At 40.3% G+C, this 22,816-nt stretch carries 24 protein-coding genes and 1 riboswitch; of the genes, 22 read left to right on the top strand and 2 right to left on the bottom strand.

Annotated features, from left to right (window positions below; genetic code table 11):
- Positions 1 to 2 precede the first annotated feature (2 nt).
- The 11 genes from MHH33_RS06820 to MHH33_RS06870 all read left to right on the top strand — a co-directional run bounded on the left by MHH33_RS06820 (position 3) and on the right by MHH33_RS06870 (position 12,648).
- Positions 3 to 2,366 carry an endonuclease MutS2 gene (locus tag MHH33_RS06820; RefSeq protein WP_342543299.1) on the top strand — a complete coding sequence of 788 codons (2,364 nt, stop codon included), beginning with the start codon at positions 3 to 5 and terminating at the stop codon, positions 2,364 to 2,366.
- Between the two features lie 99 nt (positions 2,367 to 2,465).
- Complete coding sequence (locus MHH33_RS06825) at positions 2,466 to 2,879, top strand: DUF350 domain-containing protein (RefSeq protein ID WP_016426732.1); 414 nt, start codon at positions 2,466 to 2,468, stop codon at positions 2,877 to 2,879.
- Between the two features lie 217 nt (positions 2,880 to 3,096).
- The gene (locus MHH33_RS06830) at positions 3,097 to 4,794 is read left to right on the top strand and encodes a long-chain-fatty-acid--CoA ligase (RefSeq protein WP_342543300.1); all 1,698 of its coding nucleotides are present in this window, start codon (positions 3,097 to 3,099) and stop codon (positions 4,792 to 4,794) included.
- Positions 4,795 to 4,883: 89 nt separating this feature from the next.
- Entirely contained in the window at positions 4,884 to 5,465 is a 582-nt protein-coding gene (locus MHH33_RS06835) for a TetR/AcrR family transcriptional regulator (protein WP_016426734.1), read from the top strand.
- Positions 5,466 to 5,483: 18 nt separating this feature from the next.
- Positions 5,484 to 6,257 carry an enoyl-CoA hydratase gene (locus MHH33_RS06840; protein ID WP_016426735.1) on the top strand — a complete coding sequence of 258 codons (774 nt, stop codon included), beginning with the start codon at positions 5,484 to 5,486 and terminating at the stop codon, positions 6,255 to 6,257.
- A 25-nt stretch (positions 6,258 to 6,282) separates the two neighbouring features.
- Positions 6,283 to 7,056 carry an electron transfer flavoprotein subunit beta/FixA family protein gene (locus MHH33_RS06845; protein WP_016426736.1) on the top strand — a complete coding sequence of 258 codons (774 nt, stop codon included), beginning with the start codon at positions 6,283 to 6,285 and terminating at the stop codon, positions 7,054 to 7,056.
- 37 nt (positions 7,057 to 7,093) lie between these two features.
- The gene (locus tag MHH33_RS06850; RefSeq protein WP_342543301.1) at positions 7,094 to 8,068 is read left to right on the top strand and encodes an electron transfer flavoprotein subunit alpha/FixB family protein; all 975 of its coding nucleotides are present in this window, start codon (positions 7,094 to 7,096) and stop codon (positions 8,066 to 8,068) included.
- A 350-nt stretch (positions 8,069 to 8,418) separates the two neighbouring features.
- Entirely contained in the window at positions 8,419 to 8,733 is a 315-nt protein-coding gene (trxA, locus tag MHH33_RS06855) for a thioredoxin (RefSeq protein ID WP_342543302.1), read from the top strand.
- Positions 8,734 to 8,831: 98 nt separating this feature from the next.
- Positions 8,832 to 10,622 carry an excinuclease ABC subunit UvrC gene (uvrC, locus tag MHH33_RS06860; RefSeq protein ID WP_196930488.1) on the top strand — a complete coding sequence of 597 codons (1,791 nt, stop codon included), beginning with the start codon at positions 8,832 to 8,834 and terminating at the stop codon, positions 10,620 to 10,622.
- A gap of 88 nt (positions 10,623 to 10,710) precedes the next feature.
- Positions 10,711 to 10,890: riboswitch (Lysine riboswitch) on the top strand.
- Between the two features lie 103 nt (positions 10,891 to 10,993).
- Complete coding sequence (locus tag MHH33_RS06865) at positions 10,994 to 12,217, top strand: aspartate kinase (RefSeq protein ID WP_147640314.1); 1,224 nt, start codon at positions 10,994 to 10,996, stop codon at positions 12,215 to 12,217.
- Between the two features lie 59 nt (positions 12,218 to 12,276).
- Positions 12,277 to 12,648, top strand: coding sequence for a DnaJ family domain-containing protein (locus tag MHH33_RS06870; RefSeq protein WP_342543303.1), 372 nt, complete (start codon positions 12,277 to 12,279; stop codon positions 12,646 to 12,648).
- 87 nt (positions 12,649 to 12,735) lie between these two features.
- Here the strand turns inward: MHH33_RS06870 and MHH33_RS06875 are convergent, their stop codons facing one another.
- Complete coding sequence (locus MHH33_RS06875; RefSeq protein WP_016426742.1) at positions 12,736 to 13,149, bottom strand: YslB family protein; 414 nt, start codon at positions 13,147 to 13,149, stop codon at positions 12,736 to 12,738.
- A 275-nt stretch (positions 13,150 to 13,424) separates the two neighbouring features.
- On the opposite strand from MHH33_RS06875, the gene MHH33_RS06880 reads away from it, so the two are divergent.
- The 3 genes from MHH33_RS06880 to sdhB are packed head-to-tail and all read left to right on the top strand — an operon-like array spanning position 13,425 to position 16,621.
- Positions 13,425 to 14,036 (top strand): succinate dehydrogenase cytochrome b558 subunit, encoded by a 612-nt coding sequence (locus MHH33_RS06880; RefSeq protein WP_016426743.1) that lies wholly within the window; start codon positions 13,425 to 13,427, stop codon positions 14,034 to 14,036.
- Positions 14,037 to 14,087: 51 nt separating this feature from the next.
- Entirely contained in the window at positions 14,088 to 15,842 is a 1,755-nt protein-coding gene (sdhA, locus tag MHH33_RS06885; protein WP_342543304.1) for a succinate dehydrogenase flavoprotein subunit, read from the top strand.
- 5 nt (positions 15,843 to 15,847) lie between these two features.
- Positions 15,848 to 16,621, top strand: a complete 774-nt coding sequence (gene sdhB / locus MHH33_RS06890; RefSeq protein WP_016426745.1) for a succinate dehydrogenase iron-sulfur subunit — start codon at positions 15,848 to 15,850, stop codon at positions 16,619 to 16,621.
- Between the two features lie 82 nt (positions 16,622 to 16,703).
- Here the strand turns inward: sdhB and MHH33_RS06895 are convergent, their stop codons facing one another.
- Positions 16,704 to 16,883, bottom strand: a complete 180-nt coding sequence (locus tag MHH33_RS06895) for a hypothetical protein (protein WP_342543305.1) — start codon at positions 16,881 to 16,883, stop codon at positions 16,704 to 16,706.
- A 103-nt stretch (positions 16,884 to 16,986) separates the two neighbouring features.
- Between MHH33_RS06895 and MHH33_RS06900 the strand changes: the two genes are divergently transcribed.
- From MHH33_RS06900 to MHH33_RS06935, 8 genes are all read left to right on the top strand, one after another.
- Positions 16,987 to 17,433: an acyl-CoA thioesterase gene (locus tag MHH33_RS06900; protein ID WP_016426746.1), complete on the top strand. Its 447-nt coding sequence runs from the start codon at positions 16,987 to 16,989 to the stop codon at positions 17,431 to 17,433.
- A 62-nt stretch (positions 17,434 to 17,495) separates the two neighbouring features.
- Positions 17,496 to 17,720 carry a LuxR C-terminal-related transcriptional regulator gene (locus MHH33_RS06905; protein ID WP_016426747.1) on the top strand — a complete coding sequence of 75 codons (225 nt, stop codon included), beginning with the start codon at positions 17,496 to 17,498 and terminating at the stop codon, positions 17,718 to 17,720.
- A gap of 76 nt (positions 17,721 to 17,796) precedes the next feature.
- A complete protein-coding gene (locus tag MHH33_RS06910) occupies positions 17,797 to 18,261 on the top strand; it encodes a MarR family transcriptional regulator (protein ID WP_016426748.1) in 465 nt (154 codons plus the stop codon).
- A 10-nt stretch (positions 18,262 to 18,271) separates the two neighbouring features.
- On the top strand, positions 18,272 to 19,069 hold the full coding sequence (gene racE, locus MHH33_RS06915; protein WP_016426749.1) for a glutamate racemase: 798 nt from the start codon (positions 18,272 to 18,274) through the stop codon (positions 19,067 to 19,069).
- A 100-nt stretch (positions 19,070 to 19,169) separates the two neighbouring features.
- Positions 19,170 to 19,928, top strand: coding sequence for a ribonuclease PH (gene rph, locus MHH33_RS06920; RefSeq protein WP_016426750.1), 759 nt, complete (start codon positions 19,170 to 19,172; stop codon positions 19,926 to 19,928).
- A complete protein-coding gene (locus MHH33_RS06925) occupies positions 19,925 to 20,521 on the top strand; it encodes an XTP/dITP diphosphatase (RefSeq protein ID WP_342543306.1) in 597 nt (198 codons plus the stop codon). The genes rph and MHH33_RS06925 overlap by 4 nt, the downstream gene beginning before the upstream one ends.
- Before the next feature lie 12 nt (positions 20,522 to 20,533).
- Positions 20,534 to 21,043, top strand: coding sequence for a metallophosphoesterase (locus MHH33_RS06930; protein WP_342543307.1), 510 nt, complete (start codon positions 20,534 to 20,536; stop codon positions 21,041 to 21,043).
- Positions 21,044 to 21,630: 587 nt separating this feature from the next.
- Complete coding sequence (locus tag MHH33_RS06935; protein ID WP_342543308.1) at positions 21,631 to 22,602, top strand: site-specific integrase; 972 nt, start codon at positions 21,631 to 21,633, stop codon at positions 22,600 to 22,602.
- Positions 22,603 to 22,816: the final 214 nt, after the last annotated feature.

Here is a 22,816-nt window from a genome sequence, read left to right on the forward strand (position 1 = left end):
AAATGATCGCCAAACGCGCATTGAAAACACTTGAATTTGATAAAGTGAGAGACCAAGTTGCGAGTTTTTGTACATCATCACTTGGCAAAACCCATTTGGATTTACTTGAACCATCCATTGAGCTTGATACTGTGGTAAAACTTTTGGACGAAATGGATGAAGGGTTATCCGTTCTGCGTGTCCGGGGGAATGTTCCGATGGGTGGCATTTTTGATGTGCGCGGACATGCAAAACGTGCACAAATCGGTGGCATGTTAAGCCCGACTGAATTGATGGAAATCGCCAGCACCATTCGTGCCAGCCGTATATTACGTCAATTTTTTGAAGCCGTAGAGGAGTCGGAAGATATAAACATTCCGTACTTCCTGGAACGAAAACAAGCTTTGCCGATTCTTACTGCGCTGGAACATGAAATCATCGCATGTATAGATGACAACGGGGCTGTCCTGGATAGTGCCAGCACACAGCTTAGGACAATCCGCCAGCAATTACGGGCGCAGGAAAGTCGCGTTCGTGAAAAACTGGAAAGTTATACACGGGGAAAAAATGCATCGAAAATGTTATCAGATTCAATCATCACGATCCGCAATGATCGATTCGTTATTCCAGTAAAACAGGAGTATCGCGGAAACTACGGAGGCATAGTCCATGATCAATCTTCATCTGGTCAGACGTTGTTCATCGAACCGGATGCTGTCGTACAGGCAAACAATGAAATTCGCCGCCTGAAAATGAAAGAGCAGGAAGAAATCGAACGTATATTGTTGGCGTTGTCCCTCGAGGTACAAGCAGTTGCCCATGATATATTTGTTCTGGTCCAAATTTTAGGTGAAATTGATGTGATTTTAGCGAAAGCAAAATACGGACAAGCAAACAAATGTACAAAGCCAGCTGTCAATGACCGTGGAATTATTCGGTTAGTGAAGGCTCGTCATCCTCTGTTAAACATCGAGGAAGCGGTAGCCAACACGATTGAATTCGGTGGCGATATTACAGCGATTGTCATTACAGGACCGAACACAGGTGGTAAAACTGTGACTTTGAAGACAGTGGGACTGTGTACCTTAATGGCACAGGCAGGACTGCCGATTCCTGTATTGGATGGATCAGAAATAACAGTGTTTGATCAAATTTTCGCCGATATCGGAGACGAACAATCGATTGAACAAAGTTTGAGTACATTCTCATCCCATATGGTCAACATCGTGGATATATTATCTAAATTTGATGAACGTAGCCTCGTATTATTTGATGAGCTCGGAGCAGGAACAGATCCACAGGAAGGTGCTGCTTTGGCCATCTCGATTTTGGACGAAGTGCACGGAAGAGGCGCTCGTGTAATGGCAACGACTCATTACCCTGAACTTAAAGCATATGGATACAATCGACCAGGTGTGGCAAATGCCAGTGTTGAATTTGATGTTGAATCGTTAAGTCCGACATACAAGCTTTTAATTGGTGTACCAGGTCGCAGTAATGCATTCGAGATTTCCAAACGACTAGGTTTGCCTCAGCACATTATTAAACATGCGCAATCATTTACAGGAACCGACCGTCATGAAGTGGAGTCAATGATCGCTTCACTTGAAGAAAGTCGCAAGCAGTCGGAAAGAGATGCAGAAAAATCGCATGCTTTACGGGTAGAGTCCGAAAAAATACAAGCAGAATTGACAAGCCAGTTGCATCAGCTTGAAGAACAAAAAGAAAAGCTTGAACAAAAGGCGAAAGACAAAGCTAGAAAATTAGTGGATGAAGCGAAGAGAGAAGCCGAAAGTATTATCAGTGAACTTCGAAGCATGCAAAAAAATGCACAACTTGTAATTAAAGATCATGAATTGATCGATGTGCGCAAGCGACTTGAAAAAGCGGCACCGGAAAATTCAGTACTGAAGAAACAAAAACAAATTAAAGAACGAGAAATGACATTAACAGTTGGCGACGAAGTCAAAGTGTTAAGTTATGGACAAAAAGGTATTCTGCTTGATAAAGTTTCCGACTCCGAATGGAGTGTTCAAATCGGGATTCTGAAAATGAAACTACCTGAATCCGACCTGGAATATATCAAACCAGAAAAACCCAAACAAACTGTTGCAATGACCCATGTAAAAGGGCGCGACACATATGTGAAACTGGAACTAGATTTACGTGGAGAACGGTATGAAGACGCCATCCTGCGAGCAGAGAAATATATTGATGATGCTGTATTATCTAGTTACCATCAAGTATCGATTATTCATGGGAAAGGCACGGGAGCGTTAAGACAAGGAATTCAACAGTTTCTAAAGAATCACTCTCGCGTGAAAAGCTATCGCTTTGGAGAAGCAGGAGAGGGCGGACACGGCGTTACGGTTGTGGAATTAAAATAAGCGTTATCCTTAAACTCATTCTCATATCGGATAAAAGTTTTTTGAAACCTAAATCCATTTCAATCGTACAAGCTACAAAACGTCTAAAGGAGTTAACATATGTTAGGGATGGATTTTTGGCAACACCCATTAGTTGAAACAGCCGGCTATTTCAGTGTGGTCATCTTATGTTTGATATTGACCATGATTGTTTTTGAAATTGTCACAAAATATAAGAATTGGGAAGAAATCCAAAAAGGTAATTTAGCAGTCGCTCTGGCGACAGGTGGGAAAATTTTTGGTGTTGCAAACATTTTTCGTTACTCCATCGAAAATCATAATTCTTTGCCTGAAATGATAGGCTGGGGTTTATACGGTTTCGGATTGCTAATCATTGCCTATTTCCTGTTTGAATTTTTAACGCCAAAATTCAATATTGACCGTGAGATTGAGAATGACAACCGATCTGTGGGATTCATTTCATTATCGATATCGGTCGGCCTGTCATTTGTCATAGGGGCGAGTATTTCTTAGGAGCGGATTCATTTGGAAAAATTATCGAAAATATTGCTCGGTGTTTGCGTTGCTTTTATCGTAGTAGGCATCGTGTATTTATATTTACAATGACTTTAGTTGCGTGGGGTGTGTAAAATGTCCCATGCTTTTTTCTTATTTAATTGTAAGCGGATTCATTTTTCTTTATAATAAAGAATAGGAATATTCAAACGATTAAAAAAGGGGGAAAATAGAAATGACGGCAAAACCATGGTTGGCTCAATATCCACCGGAGATTCCACATACGCTTTCGTACGATCCGATTCCGGTTCAAGCATATTTGACACATGCTTATCGTGATTATCCGGAAAAAATTGCGATTCATTTTCTGGGAAAAGACATTACCTACCGAGAACTCTATGAATCTTCGTTGAAGTTTGCTAATTATTTGCGGTCACTTGGTATTCAAAAAGGTGACAGAGTAGCAATCATGTTACCAAACTGTCCTCAAAATGTTATTGGGTATTATGGAATTCTTTACGCAGGTGGCATCGTCGTCCAAACTAATCCGCTTTATACAGAGAGAGAAATTGCTTACCAAATGAAAGATTCTGGCGCTAAAGCAATCTTATCGCTCGATATTTTATTTCCTCGTATTTCTAAAGTTATTAAAGAAACGAATCTTGAAAACATAATTATAACGGGTATTAAAGACTATTTACCATTCCCGAAAAATTTGGTTTACCCATTTATACAAAAGAAACAATACGGTTTTTCAGTAAAAGTGGAGCATAGAGGGATGAATCACTTGTTCCCGGAAGTCATGAAGGTTGGCAAAGCAGAAGAAATAGAAATTCCTTTTGACTTTGAAGAGGATGTTGCGATATTGCAATACACTGGAGGCACAACTGGATTCCCCAAAGGTGTTATGTTGTCGCATAAAAACCTGATAGCCAATGCTTCGATGTGTGATGCGTGGTTATATCGCTGCAAAAAAGGCGAGGAGACGATTTTGGGCATCCTGCCATTTTTCCATGTATATGGCATGACTGCCGTCATGATTCTTTCCGTCATGCTTGGAAACCGCATGGTATTATTACCTAAATTCGATGTGGACTCTGCTTTGAAAACGATAGATAAACAGAAACCGACGTTATTCCCAGGAGCACCAACTATTTATATTGGTCTGTTAAATCATCCGGATATCGCAAAATATGATTTATCGTCCATTCAAGCTTGTTTAAGTGGTTCTGCACCATTACCAGTCGAGGTTCAGGAAAAGTTCGAAAAGGTAACTGGTGGGAAACTTGTGGAAGGCTATGGTTTAACCGAAACCTCTCCGGTAACACACGCTAATTTCATATGGGATAATGAACGAATTAAAGGGTCTGTCGGTGTACCTTGGCCAGATACTGAAGCAGCAATTTTCCAAGTTGATTCAACTGATCCAATGCCTCCACATGAAATTGGTGAAATTTGTGTACGTGGTCCACAAATCATGAAAGGTTATTGGAACCGTCCTGAGGATACTGAAAATACAATGCGCGATGGATGGTTATTAACTGGTGACTTGGGGTATATGGATGAAAAAGGGTTCTTCTATGTTGTAGATCGTAAAAAAGATTTGATCATTGCAGGGGGATTCAATATTTATCCGCGTGAAATTGAAGAAGTGCTATACGAACATCCAGCCATCCAGGAATGTGTTGCCGTCGGTGTACCTGATCCTTATCGAGGGGAAACCGTGAAAGCATATGTTGTCCTAAAAGAAAACGAGCATGTTTCAGAAGAAGAATTAAATACTTTCTGCAGAGAACATCTGGCAGCGTTTAAAGTGCCTAGAATCTATGAATTTAGAAAAGAGTTACCGAAAACAGCAGTCGGAAAAATTCTTCGACGGAATTTAGTTGAAGAAGAAAAAGATAAATATAGAGAAGCTAGTGCAACGTCGTAACATTTCTTGACAACGTTAGTACTTCAGTTTAAGATGAAATTGTGAATGAACACTCATTCATAATTTCATCTTTTTTGGTGGTGGTATCTATGAAACGAGACAAACCGAAATTCAAACAAATAATTGACGCAGCCGTAGTAGTGATTGCAGAAAATGGGTATCACCAAGCACAAGTTTCTAAAATCGCGAAACAAGCAGGCGTCGCTGATGGAACCATATATTTGTACTTTAAAAACAAGGAAGACATCTTAATTTCCGTCTTCCACGAAAAAATGGGCTTATTTGTAGAAAACCTGAAAAAAATTATAACTGATGGAACGACATCATCCGAAAAATTATTAAAAATGGTAGAAAATCATTTTCGCGTATTAGCAACAGATCATCATTTAGCCATCGTGACTCAATTGGAACTTAGACAGTCCAATAAAGATATTCGCTTGAAAATCAATGAAGTGTTAAAAGAGTACTTAATGTTGCTCGATGATATTTTAATTGAAGGATTGGAAAATGGTGAATTTCATGAAGAATTAGATATTCGTCTTGCGCGACACATGGTCTTTGGTACAATTGATGAGACGATTACTACTTGGGTGATGAATGAACAGAAGTACGATTTGATGAAATTGGCACCGAAAGTTCATCATTTATTAATGAGTGGTATGAAATCATAAGTGAAGGGATGGACGTGTATGGAGTTTTTGAGTTGGACTGTAGAAAATTACGTTGCGAAAGTAACGATTAATCGACCGCCGGCAAATGCATTATCACGAGCACTTATTCTCGAGGTAAACGAATTACTGAATGCTGTTGAACATGATGACAGCGTTCGTGTCATCGTCTTACACGGAGAAGGACGTTTCTTCTCAGCGGGCGCGGACATTAAAGAGTTTACTTCAATCAAAACAGGGGAAGAGTTTTCAGAATTGGCTGCAAGTGGACAAGAAATCTTTGAACGCGTTGAAAGATTCTCAAAACCGGTGATTGCTTCCATTCATGGAGCTGCACTTGGTGGAGGACTGGAACTCGCAATGAGTTGTCACATTCGCATCGTATCTGAAAATGCTAAACTTGGATTGCCAGAATTACAACTTGGTCTGATTCCAGGTTTTGCGGGCACTCAGCGCCTACCACGTTTAGTTGGGATGCCGAAAGCAGCAGAAATGTTGTTTACGAGCGAACCAATCAGCGGTTTGGAAGCGGTTCAATGGGGCTTGGCGAACCGTGCCTATGCGGAAGAAGAGTTGCTGGCCAATACAATGGAAATTGCAACTAAAATTGCTAAGAAGAGTCCGGTTGCATTAAAAGCTGCAATTGACATGTTACAATTCGCTAAAACGTATGCCTATGATGAAGGTGTGAAAGCTGAAGCACACTCTTTTGGAACCGTTTTCATTTCAGAAGATGCACAAGAAGGCATTTCAGCATTTATCGAAAAGCGCGAACCATCGTTCAAAGGAAAATAATGAAAAGTATTGGGAGGTCTGCATCATGAATATTTATGTGTTGGTAAAACGTACATTTGATACAGAAGAAAAGATTGTCGTTTCTGGTGGCAAAATTCAGGAAGACGGCGCTGAATTCATCATTAACCCTTACGATGAATATGCAATTGAAGAAGCGATTCAAGTCCGCGACGCACACGGTGGCGAAGTGACTGTATTGACAATTGGTGGGGAAGAAGCTGAAAAGCAACTTCGTACAGCTCTTGCAATGGGGGCTGATAAAGCAGTTCTGATTAACACTGAAGATGATTTGGACGAAATGGACCAATTTACAGCTGCTCAAATATTGGCAGATTACTTGAAAGATAAAAACCCAGATTTAATATTAGCTGGTAACGTTGCCATCGATGGTGGATCTGGACAAGTTGGACCACGTGTTGCCGACTTGTTGGACATCAACTATGTAACAACTATTACTAAATTAGAAATTAACGGAACACAAGTTAGTATCGTTCGTGATGTGGAAGGCGATTCTGAAGTACTTGAAACGTCATTACCTTTACTTGTTACCGCTCAACAAGGTTTGAACGAACCTCGTTATCCTTCTTTACCGGGTATTATGAAAGCGAAAAAGAAACCACTTGAAGAAGTGGAATTGGATGATTTGGACATAGATGAAGATGATGTAGAAGCAAAAACGGAGACAATAGAAATTTATTTGCCTCCTAAAAAAGAAGCAGGTCGCGTACTTCAAGGCGATCTTTCAAACCAAGTACAAGAATTGGTGCAATTACTTCGTACAGAAGCAAAAGTCATTTAATCGAATCTGAAGATTTGTAATTGGAGGGAATCACATCATGACAAAAAAAGTAATCGTACTGGGTGAAGCACGTGAAGGTGCTTTACGTAATGTATCTTTTGAAACTATCGCTGCAGCTAAGAAAATTTCAGGCGGTGGAGAAGTTGTAGCAGTTCTTCTTGGAGACTCTGTACAATCATTAGCAACTGAAATGATTCATTATGGAGCTGACCGTGCTGTCACTGTTGAGCATCCACATTTGAAATCTTATACATCTGATGGCTTCAGTCAGGCATTCATGGCAGTTGTTGAAAGTGAAAGCCCAGATGCAGTTGTTTTCGGACATACAGCATTAGGCAAAGATTTGTCACCAAAAGTGGCAAGTAAACTAAAATCAGGTCTTATTTCTGATGTTACTGATATCGAAGGAGAAGGCGCTGACGCTGTATTTATCCGTCCGATTTTCTCAGGTAAAGCATTCGAAAAAGTGAAAATCAAAGATGGTATTGATTTCATTACAATCCGTCCTAACAATATTGAACCTTTAGCTCACGATGCTAGTCGTTCAGGCGATGTTTCATCTTTATCTGTGGATATCACGAACCTTCGCACTGTCATCAAAGAAGTTGTTCGTAAATCAACTGAAGGCGTAGATTTATCAGAAGCGAAAGTTATCGTTGCTGGTGGTCGTGGCGTGAAGAGTGAAGATGGATTTGAGCCGTTAAAAGAGTTAGCAAATCTTTTAGGTGGTGCTGTTGGTGCATCTCGTGGTGCATGTGACGCTGACTACTGTGACTACTCTCTTCAAATTGGTCAAACAGGTAAAGTGGTAACACCTGACCTTTATATTGCAGCAGGTATTTCTGGAGCAATCCAACATTTAGCTGGTATGTCAAACTCGAAAATCATTGTTGCAATCAATAAAGATCCTGAAGCAAACATTTTCAAAGTAGCTGACTATGGTATTGTTGGTGACTTGTTCGAGGTCATTCCAATGTTGACTGAAGAATTCAAGAAAATGAAAGCTAACTAATATTAATTACGACTCCGCGAAGCGAAAGCTTGCGGAGTTTTGTTTTAGCAATAAAAAAGAATACTAGAAGACGAGAGAGTGCATAGGGACTGGCATTTAGAGAGCGAGAAGCGGTTCCCTTTCCGCGAACGAACTTGCAAGTATCATCTCTCGTTCAAATTAGGACGGAATTGGTTAGTTGCTCCAAAATCTTGAAAGTAGCTCTCATTTTCAAAAAGTTTCTCCAAAGAATGAGCAGTAATTATTATGTTCATTTTTAGCTATTAAAAGGTTGAGCAAAAAAGTAGAAGCACTATTTACCACATGCTATACTACGTTTAGAGTTTGTATTTAGAGGAGGATGTTTTAATATGGCAATTGTACACGGAACAGATCAAAGCTTTTCAAGTGAAATTTCAGACGGCTTAGTTTTAGTCGATTTTTGGGCACCTTGGTGTGGACCATGTAAAATGATCGCTCCAGTTCTTGAAGAATTAGATGCTGAGATGAGTGGCAAAGTAAAAATCGTAAAAGTTGATGTAGATGAAAACCAAGAAACAGCTAGCAACTTCGGGATTATGTCAATTCCGACATTGGTACTTTTCAAAGACGGGCAACCTGTCGATAAAGTAGTTGGATTCAACCCGAAAGAAGCTTTGGTTGAATTAGTAAACAAACACGCATAATCTTTTCAATTGACGTTCTAGTCTTATATTGTAAAAGAAATATTATTAAAACCGGGTACCCATGGGCACCCGGTTTTTTTAAACAGGTGATGAAAATGATGAATGATTTAATTCAACAGAAATGTGCGATTTTACCTGATCAACCAGGTGTTTACTTAATGAAAGATCGCCAAAGCACTATTATTTATGTGGGCAAAGCCAAAGTGTTGAAAAATCGTGTGCGTTCTTATTTTACGGGGAGTCATGATGGAAAAACACAGAGACTCGTCCAGGAAATTGAAGATTTTGAGTACATCGTAACATCTTCAGATATTGAAGCTCTCATTCTGGAATTGAATTTAATCAAGAAGCATGATCCGAAATATAACATCATGCTCAAAGATGATAAAACGTATCCTTATATAAAAATAACAGGTGAAAATCATCCGAAATTAATTACAACCAGAATCGTTAAAAAGGATAAAGGGAAATATTTTGGTCCTTATCCAAACGCATATGCGGCGAGTGAAACGAAAAAATTACTGGATCGTTTATACCCGTTACGCAAATGTCCGACATTACCAGATCGGGTTTGTTTGTATTATCATTTGGGCCAGTGTTTAGCTCCTTGCGTTAAAACAATCGAGCAAGACGCATACAGAAAAATTATTGATGAAATCACACGGTTCTTAAACGGTGGCTATCAGCAAGTCAAACAAGAATTGACGGAAAAAATGTCATCGGCAGCAGAGAACTTAGAGTTTGAAAGAGCAAAAGAATACCGTGATCAAATCACACATATTGAAACGGTCATGGAAAAACAAAAAATGACGACCAATGATTTTACCGACCGTGATATTTTTGGTTATGCCATCGATAAGGGCTGGATGTGTGTGCAAGTATTCTTTGTACGCCAAGGGAAGTTAATCGAGCGAGATGTTTCATTATTCCCGTTATATCAAGATCCAGAAGATGAATTCCTGACGTTCCTCGGTCAGTTTTATGATAAACCGAATCATATCAAGCCAAAAGAAGTATATTTGCCAAGTGCGGTGGATTTGCAACTGGCAAGCCAGCTTCTTGAAGTAAAAGTGGCTTCTCCGAGTCGTGGGCAGAAAAAACAAATGATTGATCTGGCGACGAAGAATGCAGAAATCGCTATCCGTGAAAAATTCCAGCTCCTAGACCGACAGGAACAACGAACGATTGGTGCAGTGGAAGAACTGGGGATTGCAATGGATATTGCGCCTCCTCTTCGAATTGAGGCATTCGATAATTCACATATTTATGGAGCAGATGCCGTCTCAGCAATGGTATCGTTTATTGATGGAAGACCGAATAAAAAGGACTATCGAAAATACAAAACGAAAACAGCTGCCCGTCATGATGATTACGGAGCCATGCGTGAAGTCATTCGTAGACGTTATACTCGTGTGCTGAAGGATGAATTGCCTCTCCCCGATTTAATTGTCATTGATGGTGGGAAAGGGCAAATGGAAATCGCCCGTGAAGTGATTGAAGATGAACTCGGTTTGTCTATTCCGATTGCAGGATTAGCCAAGGATGCGAAGCACCAGACATCTTCGTTGTTATATGGGGAACCCCCACAGATCATTCCCTTGAAACGAACAAGTGAGGGGTTTTATTTGCTACAACGGATTCAGGACGAAGTGCATCGATTTGCGATTACATTCCATCGGCAACAGCGTGGGAAACAGACGATTGCTTCCGCTTTGGATGGGTTTGAAGGAATCGGTCCTAAACGCAAAAAAATGTTGTTGAAGCACTTTGGCTCTGTAAAACGAATCAAAGAAGCATCAGTGGAAGAGCTGAAACAATCAGGTTTGCCATTGCAAATCGCGGAATCCATGTCTGAATATTTTCAAAATGAGTCATTGTCAAAAGAGTGAGTATATGATATTCTTGACTCACTGAAATTGAATCACTGATGTATGTTCAATAAGGAGCATCCGCTTCCTTTTGAACAAACATCGAATAAGTGGTGATAGAGGCGCGGAAATCAACAGTAGCTTTCTCGAGGATGAACAGATCCGTTGAAGGAAAGTGAAAGGGAAATTCGCCGAAGTTCGACATCCTGTATCAGATGTCGTGCTGGTTTTGCATTGAATAAATGCAGGATTGTCAGAATCTAATCGATTCTGGAGGGCTATCTCACATGGACGCTTCTTTTGAACGTGCATGCATGGAGACAGCTTTTCACGGATTACCCGTAGATAAGGCTGTCTTTTTTAGCTTCTTTGGAAATAAGGGAGAGTTTACATTGAGTCGCATTGTCATGAAATTTGGTGGTACGTCCGTAGGCAACACTGAACGGATCCGTAATGTCGCAAAACGCATAATCGGTGAAACAGCAAAAGGCCATGAAATCGTAGTAGTCGTATCAGCGATGGGGAAAACGACAGATGAATTAATGAGTCTAGCTGGGGATTTATCTGCAGAACCTTCAAAACGTGAAATGGACATGTTGCTGTCAACAGGGGAACAAGTAACAATTGCTTTGTTGACAATGGCACTTCAACATATGGGGCAAGATGCGGTTTCGTTTACGGGATGGCAGGCAGGAATCGGAACGGAATCCGTTCATCGCAATGCTCGAATCGAACATATAGATACTGTTCGTATGGAGCAGGCTTTGACGGATGGAAAAGTGGTTGTTGTAGCCGGATTCCAAGGGATGGATACGTATGGAGAAATTACGACACTCGGACGTGGTGGGTCGGATACGACGGCGGTTGCAATTGCAGCATCGCTAGGAGCGGACCAGTGTGATATTTACACGGATGTCGATGGCATCTATACGTCAGACCCTCGATATGTGGATGGGGCAAGAAAATTGCAGGAGCTATCCTATGACGAAATGCTGGAACTTGCTAACTTAGGAGCTGGGGTTTTGCATCCTAGGGCAGTGGAATTCGCTAAAAATTATTGCATGCCACTAAGTGTCCGTTCTAGCTTAAGTGAAGATACAGGAACCATATTATTGGAGGAACCTACTATGGAAAAAAACTTGATAGTGCGTGGTGTCGCATTCGAACCGGAAATTGTAAGGGTTACGGTAGGCTATGAAGTGCCTTTTAACGGCTCACTAGCCAAAATTTTCACTACTCTTGCAAAACATCATGTAAACGTTGATATCATTGTTCAAAGCATTATGGAAGGCGTGCAGCCAAGTGTTTCTTTCTCCATTAAGAAAGAAGATTATGCAGAAACTGTTCAAGTCTTGGAAAGTAAAAAAACGGAGTTGGGATACCAATCTACCAATTTTGAAGTTGGATTGGCCAAAGTGTCGATTGTTGGGTCAGGAATGGTTTCAAATCCAGGGGTTGCTGCACAAATGTTCGATCGCCTCCGCAAAGAAGGAATTCCCGTGAAAATGGTCAGTACTTCGGAAATTAAAGTTTCGGTTGTTGTACCTGAAAGTGCGATGCTACAAGCCACAAATGCATTGCATGATGAATTTGGATTAGCTGTTGTTCGAGTATAAAAACATTTCATGATATGATGAAAATAGTTTCATAATCATCATGAGAGGCAGTGAGATAAATGAACTGGCATATCGTGGAGGATTTAATTAAAAAAGCACAACGTGATGGACAGTTTGACAATTTGCCGGGAGCTGGGAAACCGTTACCGCCGGATGAATTTGCCCATTATCCAGAAGACATTCGTATGGTAATGCGCATTTTAAAAAACTCAGGGCATGATGAAGAAGCTCAGTTCGTGAAAGAAGAAATGAGTGACTTAGAGCATCAAATGAAAAAAGCCACACAACGCGAAAAAACAGAACTTGAACAGCAATATAATCAAAGACTCACCCAATTGAACCGTATGTTATCTCAAAAAGGAATCAAAACAAATAGTAATGTTTTTAAACAATATCAGTCTCAATTGGATAACAGATTGAATTGGGATTGAAAAAAGCGGGCAGACACTCCATTTGGAAGTGACTGCCCGCTTTCTTTTCAGCTTCAACTCGATTTTTACTATCGAGTCAGTGAAGCTTTAAACTTTTTCTTTTAGATCCCATTTCACATGGAATTGAACGGAGTTTTTCTTCAGTTGTTTTTCTTCAAAGCATTCTGTCATAAAACCACCCAGTTTTTGTTGCTGCTGAGCCAGGAATCCTGCTTCCAGGCGGAAACATCGTTTCTCGAACTGCAGGGCATCGGGTTCTCCAGTCAATACATAAAATGCTTCATCTTTTGTACTTTGTTCAAGTGTTAGAATGCCCCAGCCCGCTTCTTGAAAAAAAGATGTCGTTTCTTCCATGGAAAACATCTGGAACTTGCGGGCTAAATCTTTTCCGGCCCAATATAAAATATCTTCTTCGTGTTTCCCTAAAATTGTCGAAAGTACATGATCTCGAATTAATTCGTAACCAAAAGTGGGTACCTTTTTTGTCTCTGTCATTGTCATCTGAATCCCGCTTTCTGGCTTAATTGCCTTCAAACTTTTTTAATATAAGAATTTTTCATGGACAAGGTAGTTAAAATAGTACAACACCGAGAATTTACCTGATTTAAATTGCCTTATGTAGTGGGCTTCCTTGCCTTGACGCTCCCTTATGATGGGAGTACAATAAACATGTCATAATATTGTACCATGATGAGATATGCAGTCAATGTTGCTTTCGTTCCATACGAAGGTCTGATCTTGTCTGCCTATTTTCAGTACTGAGGGGGGTAACAGTCTTGTCGAAAGATCGTGAATTTTATTTGCGCCGTTTACATTCTTTACTTGGAATCATTCCAGTAGGATTGTTCGTGACGCAGCATTTGGTTGTTAACCATTTTGCTACAAGAGGAGAAGAGGCTTTTAACAAAGCATCTCACTTCATGGAAAGTTTACCATTCGTATTGTTTTTAGAATGGTTTGTCATCTACATTCCATTGATGTTCCATGCGTTCTATGGTGTGTACATAGCCTTTACTGCGAAAAATAACACACAGCGTTATGGTACATTCCGTAACTGGATGTTTGTTTTGCAACGTATTACCGGGGTCATTCTAGTCGTGTTTATCGCATGGCATTTATTCGAGACACGATTCCAAAAAGCAATTGGTGCTGATGAAGTTAACTTTGACATGATGGCTGATATATTAGCAAATCCATTAATGTTTGTATTCTACGTGGTTGGTGTTGTATCTGCAACATTCCATTTAGCTAACGGTATTTGGTCATTCTTGGTAAGCTGGGGTATCACTCAATCACCTAGGTCACAACGAATTTCAACTTACGTGACGATCGGTATCTTCTTAGCATTGACAGTAATCGGCGTTCGTGCACTTCTTGCATTCGTGTAATAAGTTTCTGAAATTGCTTGATTACTATTAAAAAGAGGAGTGAGAAGAATCATGGCAAAAAGTAAATTGATTGTTGTCGGCGGTGGTCTAGCTGGTTTAATGGCAACAATGAAAGCAGCAGAAGAAGGAACAACAGTAGAATTATTCTCATTAGTTCCTGTTAAACGCTCACACTCAGTGTGTGCTCAGGGCGGAATTAACGGAGCATTAAATACAAAAGGTGAAGGCGATTCAACTGACAATCACTTTGATGATACAGTATACGGCGGGGATTTCCTTGCGAATCAACCACCAGTAAAAGCATTGGCAGAAGCAGCACCTGGAATCATTCGATTATTCGATCGTATGGGTGTTATGTTTAACCGTACACCTGAAGGGTTATTAGATTTCCGTCGTTTCGGGGGAACAATGTTCCATCGTACAGCTTTCGCAGGCGCTACAACTGGTCAACAATTGCTTTATGCACTTGATGAACAAGTACGTCGCTACGAAGTTGACGGTCTTGTAACGAAATACGAAAACTGGGAATTCCTAGGTGCAATCTTAGATGACGACGGCGTTTGTCGCGGAATCATGGCTCAAAACTTGAAAACTATGGAAATCCGTCCTTTCCGTGGTGACGCTGTCATCATGGCAACAGGTGGTCCTGGTATTATTTTTGGAAAATCAACAAACTCTATAATCAATACAGGCTCTGCAGCTTCAATTGTTTATCAACAAGGTGCAACCTACGCAAATGGCGAATTCATTCAAATTCACCCTACAGCGATTCCAGGAGATGACAAACTTCGTTTAATGTCCGAATCAGCGCGTGGTGAAGGTGGACGTATTTGGACATATAAAGACGGTAAACCTTGGTACTTCCTTGAAGAAAAATATCCTAGTTACGGGAACTTGGTACCTCGTGATATCGCAACTCGCGAAATTTTTGATGTGTGTGTTAACCAAAAACTTGGGGTTAACGGCGAAAACATGGTATTCTTGGATCTTTCACACAAAGACCCGAAAGAATTGGATATCAAGCTTGGCGGAATCATTGAAATTTATGAGAAATTCACAGGTGAAGATCCCCGTAAACTTCCAATGAAAATCTTCCCAGCAGTCCATTATTCAATGGGCGGACTATGGGTTGACTACGATCAAATGACAACTATTCCTGGTTTATTTGCTGCAGGTGAGTGTGATTACTCTCAACATGGCGCAAACCGACTTGGAGCAAACTCATTACTTTCTGCAATTTATGGCGGAATGGTTGCAGGTCCTAACGCAGTTAAATATATGAGTGGACTAAAAACTCATGCTGAAGATATGCCATCAACAATTTTTGATGCACACACGGCTGCAGAGCAACAAAAATGGGATGAAATTATGTCTCTTGACGGTACTGAAAATGCATATGTCTTGCATAAAGAGCTTGGCGAATGGATGACAGATAACGTAACAGTAGTTCGTTATAACGACCGTTTACAAGCAACTGATGAAAAAATTCAAGAACTTCTTGAGAGATTTAATAATATCAACATTAATGACACTCAAAAGTGGTCCAATCAAGGTGCTACTTTCGCGCGTCAATTGAAAAATATGCTATACTTAGCTCGCGTTATTACGCAAGGTGCATTGTTACGTAATGAAAGTCGTGGTGCTCACTACAAGCCAGATTTCCCAGAACGAGATGATGAGCAATTTATGAAAACAACTATGGCGAATTTTGATCCAGCTACTGGAGCGCCGGTCATTCATTATGAAGAAATAGATGTTTCATTAATTCCACCACGTAAACGTGACTATTCATCGAAAGGGGATTAATAATCATGAACGCAACAGCAACTAAAACCGTCGTTTTTGAGATCCTTCGTCAAGATTCTACGGATTCTACCCCGTATTGGGAAAAATTCGAGTTAGATTATCGTCCAAATATGAACGTTATATCTGGATTAATGGAAATTCGTCGTAATCCAGTAAATACAGATGGTAAACACACAACACCTGTAAACTGGGATATGAACTGTTTGGAAGAAGTATGTGGAGCATGTTCGATGGTCATCAATGGCCGTCCACGTCAATCATGTACAGCTCTAGTTGATAAATTGGAGCAACCTATTCGCTTAGAACCAATGAAAACATTCCCTGTTGTACGCGACTTAATTGTTGACCGTTCACGTATGTTTGATTCATTGAAAAAAGTTAAAGCTTGGGTTCCAATTGATGGATCTTATGATCTTGGCGATGGACCACGTATGCCTGAACGTAAACGTCAATGGGCATATGAACTATCTAAATGTATGACTTGTGGCGTTTGTTTGGAAGCTTGTCCAAACGTAAACACAAATTCAGATTTCATGGGCCCAGCACCGTTATCACAAGTACGTCTTATGAATGCGCATCCAACGGGTGCCATGAATAGAGACGAGCGTCTAAATTCCATCATGGGTGATGGCGGACTTGCAAACTGTGGTAACTCTCAAAACTGTGTAGTCGCATGTCCTAAAGGAATTCCTTTGACTACTTCTATCGCAGCTCTAAACCGTGATACTACGGTTCAAATGTTCAAAAACTTCTTCGGAAGCGACCACATGGTTGACTAAGAAGAGCTTAATTTGTCAGCCTCCCGCATTTTGCGAGAGGCTGCTTTTTTGTTTAAAGAAGTGTGCAGGGAGCGTTAAGTTGCTAAAATCGCTCCGAAATCCCGAAAGTTGCTCCAAAATCGAAGCGAAGCCAATTTATTAATCCAATAATTCCGTCAGAATTAGGAGATAAATGGTTAGTTGCCCCAATCATGGCGGAAGTTGCCCCTATAAAGCAAAAAGTTGCCCCTATCCAAACAAATCCCTCTCTAAATTTATCCATTTCTATCCATTAAATTCTTTCCTCTCCAGAAGAAACTTTGTTACAATATCATCAACAATGAATCACCATTCATAAAATACATAAACCAAAGGAGAAATTCATTATGCGTGCATCTTATATCCAAGACCCAGAGCAATGGGTAAGTGGGTTTCATTTTTCGGTACCGGTTCAAGTTCGTTTCAGTGAAACGGATATGTATGGACATCTGAACAATACATATAACTTTTCTTATTTCGAGTTTGCGCGAATTGAATATCTTAAACAAATCGGCTTGATGAATGATTGGTTGGATCCAAAAGGTAAGACGATTCCGGTTGTTGCCGATTTACAATGCGATTATGTAAAACAAGTATTCTTTGATGAAAAGCTTCAGATTCATGTGAAAGCTGATTCGGTGGGTACTTCATCAGTGGATATTCATTACCATGCCACGAATGAAAAAGGGGAAACTGTTTTCACGGGTAGGGGAACTGTTGTGCAAATAAGCAAGGCAACTGGTAAGGGATCGCCTTGGACAGAAGAAGAAAAATCGTTATTCCTACCCAATTAGCCGTCACCGCCTTTTATCTTCTGACATACGTTACTAGGAAGAGTGGATAGGAGGGGCGTATTTTGTCAGAACGAGCACATCATCGTTCATTATTAACAGGACGAGAAAGAGAAATTTTTCAATTGTTAGTGCGTGATTATTCAACGAAAGATATTTCCATTCAACTCAATATCAGTGAGAAAACCGTGAGAAATCACATCTCGAATACCATCCAAAAGTTGGGCGTATCAGGCAGATCACAAGCGATACTCGAACTTTTACGACTTGGCGAATTAGCACTAGACTGAGTATGTCTTGCCAATTTCCGCAAAAGACGTCACAATGAATACACAAGTAATCGTATTCAGGGAGTGGATTTAGCACATGACAGAGCAAATTTCGAGCAATGAACATAACCATAACCAGGAGCAAGTAGCTTTTCTGGAAAAAGAACTTCGTTATATATCAGGCATTATCAAACAAAAAGGTCGCCAAATTTTAAGTAACTATACTGTGACGCCACCTCAATTTGTTGCGTTGCAATGGTTATTTGAACATGGTGACATGACCATTGGTGATCTTTCGACCAAAATGTATCTGGCATTCAGTACGACAACGGATTTAGTCGACCGGATGGAAAAGAACCAACTTGTCATGCGTGTTCGTGATGAGCAAGATCGACGTGTCGTTCGCATTCATTTATTAAAAGAAGGCGAGCGCGTGATTGAAGAAGTTATTCAAAAACGTCAAGATTATTTGCAAGATATTTTGTCTGATTTTGATGCTGTAGAAGTGCAACAGTTGTCGAGCCTTCTCCAAAGACTTCATGTAGAAATGAAAGAGGATTGAGGCGAATCTCGTGAATACACCAATCGGCGTGATCGATTCAGGTGTTGGCGGCTTAACGGTTGTCAAAGAACTTATGCGACGATTGCCCAATGAGCAATTTCTCTACATTGGAGATACAGCGAGATGTCCATATGGACCGCGTTCAGCAACTGAAGTGCGGAAATTCACATGGCAAATGGCGGAAGCACTGAAAGCGCAATCCATAAAAATGCTCGTTGTCGCGTGTAATACAGCAACAGCGGTCGCACTTGAATCCTTACAAAAATATTGCCCGTTCCCAGTCGTGGGGGTAATTTTCCCAGGGGCGCGAGCAGCTATAAAAGCAACAAGACGTTCTGAAGTCTGTATATTGGGGACTGTAGGTACTATTCAAAGTGGTGCTTACGAGAAGGCTTTGAAGGCTTTATCATCTTCCTGTCATACCGTTCCACTTGCTTGCCCGGCATTTGTTCCACTAGTTGAAAGTGGCGAATATGAAGGCGAATTTGCGAAGGAATTGGTTGAAAAGACACTCGAACCATTGCAAAAAGAATCATTTGATACGTTAATATTGGGATGTACTCATTACCCTTTATTACAGGATCTTATTGAAAAGGCGGTTGGTCCGCATGTGAAGGTTCTTTCATCAGCCGAAGAAACGGCCGATGAAGTGGATGCTATCCTCAACTATTACCAGAAGCAAAGAGAGCAACCGAGTAAGGTACCGCACATTTTCTATACAACGGGTTCCATACCAATGTTCAGGACCATTATTACGAAATGGCTTGAAATCGAAAACCCAACAATTCAACAAATATCATTTAAATAAAACCTGGAATTCCTTGAAAAAGGAATTTCCGGGTTTTGATTCGTTTAAAGCTTATGTGATACGATAAGTGCGCGAATGTATACGAGGAGGAAACAAACACATGAGACAAGATGGACGAAATTCAAAACAACTGAGACCTGTGACGATAGAGACCGATTACTTGGTGCATCCAGAAGGTTCCGTATTGATAACAGTAGGACAGACGAAAGTAATCTGTACAGCAACCATTGAAGAACGCGTACCGCATTTTTTACGTGGGCAAGGTAAAGGATGGATTACGGCTGAATATTCAATGCTTCCAAGAGCGACAGGTTCACGAACACAACGTGAAGCGTCGAAAGGTAAGATTGGTGGCCGTACAATGGAAATACAACGTCTCATTGGACGAGCACTGCGAGCAGTAGTCAATCTGGAAACATTAGGAGAGCGAACGCTGTGGATTGACTGTGATGTGATCCAGGCAGATGGCGGCACACGTACTGCTTCGATTACCGGTGCATTTGTTGCGATGACAATGGCTATTGCAAAGCTACAAGATGAAAAACAGCTCCCTGAATTTCCTGTAACAGATTTCCTTGCAGCGACGAGCGTAGGAATTGATGGTGAGCTCGGTGCAATTCTTGACCTAAACTACATTGAAGATTCCTCTGCAAATGTCGATATGAATATTATCCAGACTGGTTCTGGTCAATTTGTGGAACTTCAAGGTACTGGAGAAGAGGCTACATTTACAAGACAGCAGTTAAATGAATTGCTTGATCTAGGTGACGAAGGCATTCAGCAGTTGATCGCCATTCAGAAAGATGTGCTTGGGGAAATGGCTCACCGAATCGGCAAAAAGCTAGGTGATTTATCATGAAGCAAGTAATTATTGCAACGAAAAATAAAGGCAAGGCGAAAGACTTCGAAGCGATTTTCAATCCCTATGGTTTTGAAGTTTTGACTCTCCATGATGTAGCGAATGACATGGATATTGAAGAAACAGGCACAACGTTCGAAGAAAATGCCGTTCTTAAAGCTGAGGCCCTTGCTGAACGCTTACAAACTTTCGTGATAGCTGATGACAGCGGTCTAGCAATTGACGCTTTAAATGGCGCTCCAGGCGTCTATTCTGCACGCTATGCCGGAGAAGAAAAAAGTGATGATGCAAACATGCAAAAAGTTCTGACTGAACTTAAAGACGTGGTAGACGAAGAACGGACAGCTCGTTTTTGTTGTGCCATTGCGTTGGCAGGTCCTAAAATGGAGACGAAGACTGCTTTCGGAACTTGTGAAGGCGTCATTGCCCATGAGAAAATGGGCACAAACGGCTTTGGTTATGATCCGATTTTCTTTGTGCCGACACTTGGCAAAATGATGGCTGAGTTATTGCCTTCAGAAAAAGCAGCAATTTCCCACCGTGGAAATGCCATCAAAAAAATTGAAGCGGAATTACCCAACTTGTTGAAATAAGGTGGCGAGTACATGCGTATTTTAGTAATGAGTGATACCCATGAAGAAGTTAATTCGATTGATCAGGTAAGACAACATGTCGGTTCAGTGGATGCAGTATTTCATTGTGGGGATAGCGAACTTGATGTAAATCATACATCGCTACAATCTGTTTTTGTCGTCCGAGGAAATTGTGATTGGGATTCCTCATTTCCTGAAGAAGTATTCGCTGAGATTAACGGTGTGAAAATATTTATGGCGCATGGTCATTTATTACAAGTGAAATCGACCATGCTGCCGATTAGTTACCGTGCTCAGGAACTTGGAGCTGATGTGGTTTTGTTCGGACATTCGCATTTATTGGGTACTGAACAGATTGAAGGCACCCTATTTGTAAATCCGGGAAGTTTGGAATTGCCAAGAGGACGCCTTGAAAAGAGCTATGCAATCATCGAAAAGTCACCAGTTCAGTGGACCATAACATTCTTTTCGAATGAAAATGAAACACTTGAAAAAGTAACATTTAAAATTACTGAAAAATAACGTTGACTTTTGGCTGAAGCATTTCTATAATAAATATTGTCTTCATTTCTGAAAAGAACTGAAAATCACAAGTCTCAGTAGCTCAGCTGGATAGAGCAACGCCCTTCAATTTATTAGGAGCCTTTACAGGGAAAAAAGAACCTGTAGAGTGGACGACACTATATCGGTGAAACCTTAACAGATTATGCTGATGGCAATACCGAGGAAACTTACGCTTCGCGAAAGTGAAGAAAAGGCAATCTGAATGATTACATAACGTAATGGTAAGAATGCTAAGAATCGTCTAACGACGTGAGGTTCCGTAGAGACTACACGTGTCGCACCTGCAATGGTGAAGATATAGTCCAGACTACAAACAATGTTCATTGGTAGCGAAAGCTATAGTGGTAAGCTAAGGCGTCGGTCGGGGGTTCGAATCCCTCCTGGGACGTATGTAAGACAGGCGATGAGCCTTGATGTGACTGTCTTTTGACTAACGTAGGGGAACGAACGGGGAAACGAACTTTGTTGAATATCCCTTATTCTAACCCTACTGAAAAGGTAGACCGAAATTATCTTCTAATCTAATTGATTAGGGGATTTTTTTTATGACAAAAAGAACAGGTTTGTTTGATATTAATGTTGACTTTGATGTGAAGCGGTTAATAGAAGGTGATCAAAAATCACAACAAAAAGAAATGACAATTGAAAAAGCATTAACTACAATCACGAAGCAAATGCAAGTTAGTGGATTTAGAGAAAGAACTATTAAAGACTATAATCTACACATGAATCATCTTTGTAAAATTACGAATGTGACCTATCTTCATGAAATTTCGTCTGAAATGATTTATCTTTGGCTTGATTCAATGAAAGTGTCTAATCAGACAAAACTAATTCGCTTAAAATGTTTAAAAGCAATCCTCTCAAAATGCTTTGACAATGGTTGGGTTAAACAAAGATATTGGAAGACGATCAATATCAAAGTTGATAAAAATGTCAAGAAGGGTGCTACGAGCAGCGAAATTCAAGTTTTACTATCTTTGTTAGACTTAAACTCTTTTATCGGTTTACGGGACGCAGTGGCGATTATAACGCTATACAAAACGGGAATAAGAATAAACACACTGGGACAACTTGAGGAGCGTCACATTGATTTTGAAAATATGATGTTAAATCTGGACGGTGCAATATTAAAAAACCATAAAATGCTCCAACTTCCTATAGACAATCAAATGGCTCAATTATTTCGTGTGTTAATCGATCAAAACGAGAAAATAAGAAGAAGATACAGCCAAAGAAACAAATTTGTATTCTTATCTCAAAAAGGAACATCTCTAAACACTAAATCAACCAATAACGCTATCTCAAAGCGTTTAAATAAATACAGTAAGGAATATAACCTAGTTAATATTAATCCTCATGCTATCAGACGAGGATATGCAAAAGACCTTCTAATTAAAGGGGCAAACCTTGCGTTAATTTCTAAGGCATTAGGTCATTCGAATTTGGCGGTTACGACTCAATACTTAGACCTAGATGAAGAAGAAGTTCTTACTAATTTACGAACATTCTTGTGAGGCGATAGCAACATAAGAATACTTCAAAAAATACTTGGTTACAAAAGTATTAATACTACACTTAAGAACGCACATGTATTGCAAGCGCAACACGGTTAGTAAATCCACTAAAGAATTAGAAATATCGAGCTGTAAGCGGTTCTCCAATTTAAAGGAGATACAGAGGAGGGGGAGAACTATTCCAAAGTTTGAGTGATTCTCTCCCTCTATTTGT

The sequence above is a fragment of the Paenisporosarcina sp. FSL H8-0542 genome, from assembly GCF_038632915.1.
Taxonomy (GTDB): Bacteria; Bacillota; Bacilli; order Bacillales_A; family Planococcaceae; genus Paenisporosarcina.

Coding starts and splice junctions, on each gene's coding strand:
- rph (WP_016426750.1), top strand. CDS start 19,170: ATGAGACAAGATGGACGAAATTCAAAACAACTGAGACCTGTGACGATA.
- MHH33_RS06820 (WP_342543299.1), top strand. CDS start 3: ATGATCGCCAAACGCGCATTGAAAACACTTGAATTTGATAAAGTGAGA.
- MHH33_RS06825 (WP_016426732.1), top strand. CDS start 2,466: ATGTTAGGGATGGATTTTTGGCAACACCCATTAGTTGAAACAGCCGGC.
- MHH33_RS06935 (WP_342543308.1), top strand. CDS start 21,631: ATGACAAAAAGAACAGGTTTGTTTGATATTAATGTTGACTTTGATGTG.
- MHH33_RS06845 (WP_016426736.1), top strand. CDS start 6,283: ATGAATATTTATGTGTTGGTAAAACGTACATTTGATACAGAAGAAAAG.
- MHH33_RS06875 (WP_016426742.1), bottom strand. CDS start 13,149: ATGACAATGACAGAGACAAAAAAGGTACCCACTTTTGGTTACGAATTA.
- MHH33_RS06830 (WP_342543300.1), top strand. CDS start 3,097: ATGACGGCAAAACCATGGTTGGCTCAATATCCACCGGAGATTCCACAT.
- MHH33_RS06900 (WP_016426746.1), top strand. CDS start 16,987: ATGCGTGCATCTTATATCCAAGACCCAGAGCAATGGGTAAGTGGGTTT.
- sdhB (WP_016426745.1), top strand. CDS start 15,848: ATGAACGCAACAGCAACTAAAACCGTCGTTTTTGAGATCCTTCGTCAA.
- sdhA (WP_342543304.1), top strand. CDS start 14,088: ATGGCAAAAAGTAAATTGATTGTTGTCGGCGGTGGTCTAGCTGGTTTA.
- MHH33_RS06910 (WP_016426748.1), top strand. CDS start 17,797: ATGACAGAGCAAATTTCGAGCAATGAACATAACCATAACCAGGAGCAA.
- MHH33_RS06895 (WP_342543305.1), bottom strand. CDS start 16,883: ATGGATAAATTTAGAGAGGGATTTGTTTGGATAGGGGCAACTTTTTGC.
- MHH33_RS06850 (WP_342543301.1), top strand. CDS start 7,094: ATGACAAAAAAAGTAATCGTACTGGGTGAAGCACGTGAAGGTGCTTTA.
- MHH33_RS06840 (WP_016426735.1), top strand. CDS start 5,484: ATGGAGTTTTTGAGTTGGACTGTAGAAAATTACGTTGCGAAAGTAACG.
- trxA (WP_342543302.1), top strand. CDS start 8,419: ATGGCAATTGTACACGGAACAGATCAAAGCTTTTCAAGTGAAATTTCA.
- MHH33_RS06930 (WP_342543307.1), top strand. CDS start 20,534: ATGCGTATTTTAGTAATGAGTGATACCCATGAAGAAGTTAATTCGATT.
- MHH33_RS06925 (WP_342543306.1), top strand. CDS start 19,925: ATGAAGCAAGTAATTATTGCAACGAAAAATAAAGGCAAGGCGAAAGAC.
- MHH33_RS06870 (WP_342543303.1), top strand. CDS start 12,277: ATGAACTGGCATATCGTGGAGGATTTAATTAAAAAAGCACAACGTGAT.
- MHH33_RS06835 (WP_016426734.1), top strand. CDS start 4,884: ATGAAACGAGACAAACCGAAATTCAAACAAATAATTGACGCAGCCGTA.
- uvrC (WP_196930488.1), top strand. CDS start 8,832: ATGAATGATTTAATTCAACAGAAATGTGCGATTTTACCTGATCAACCA.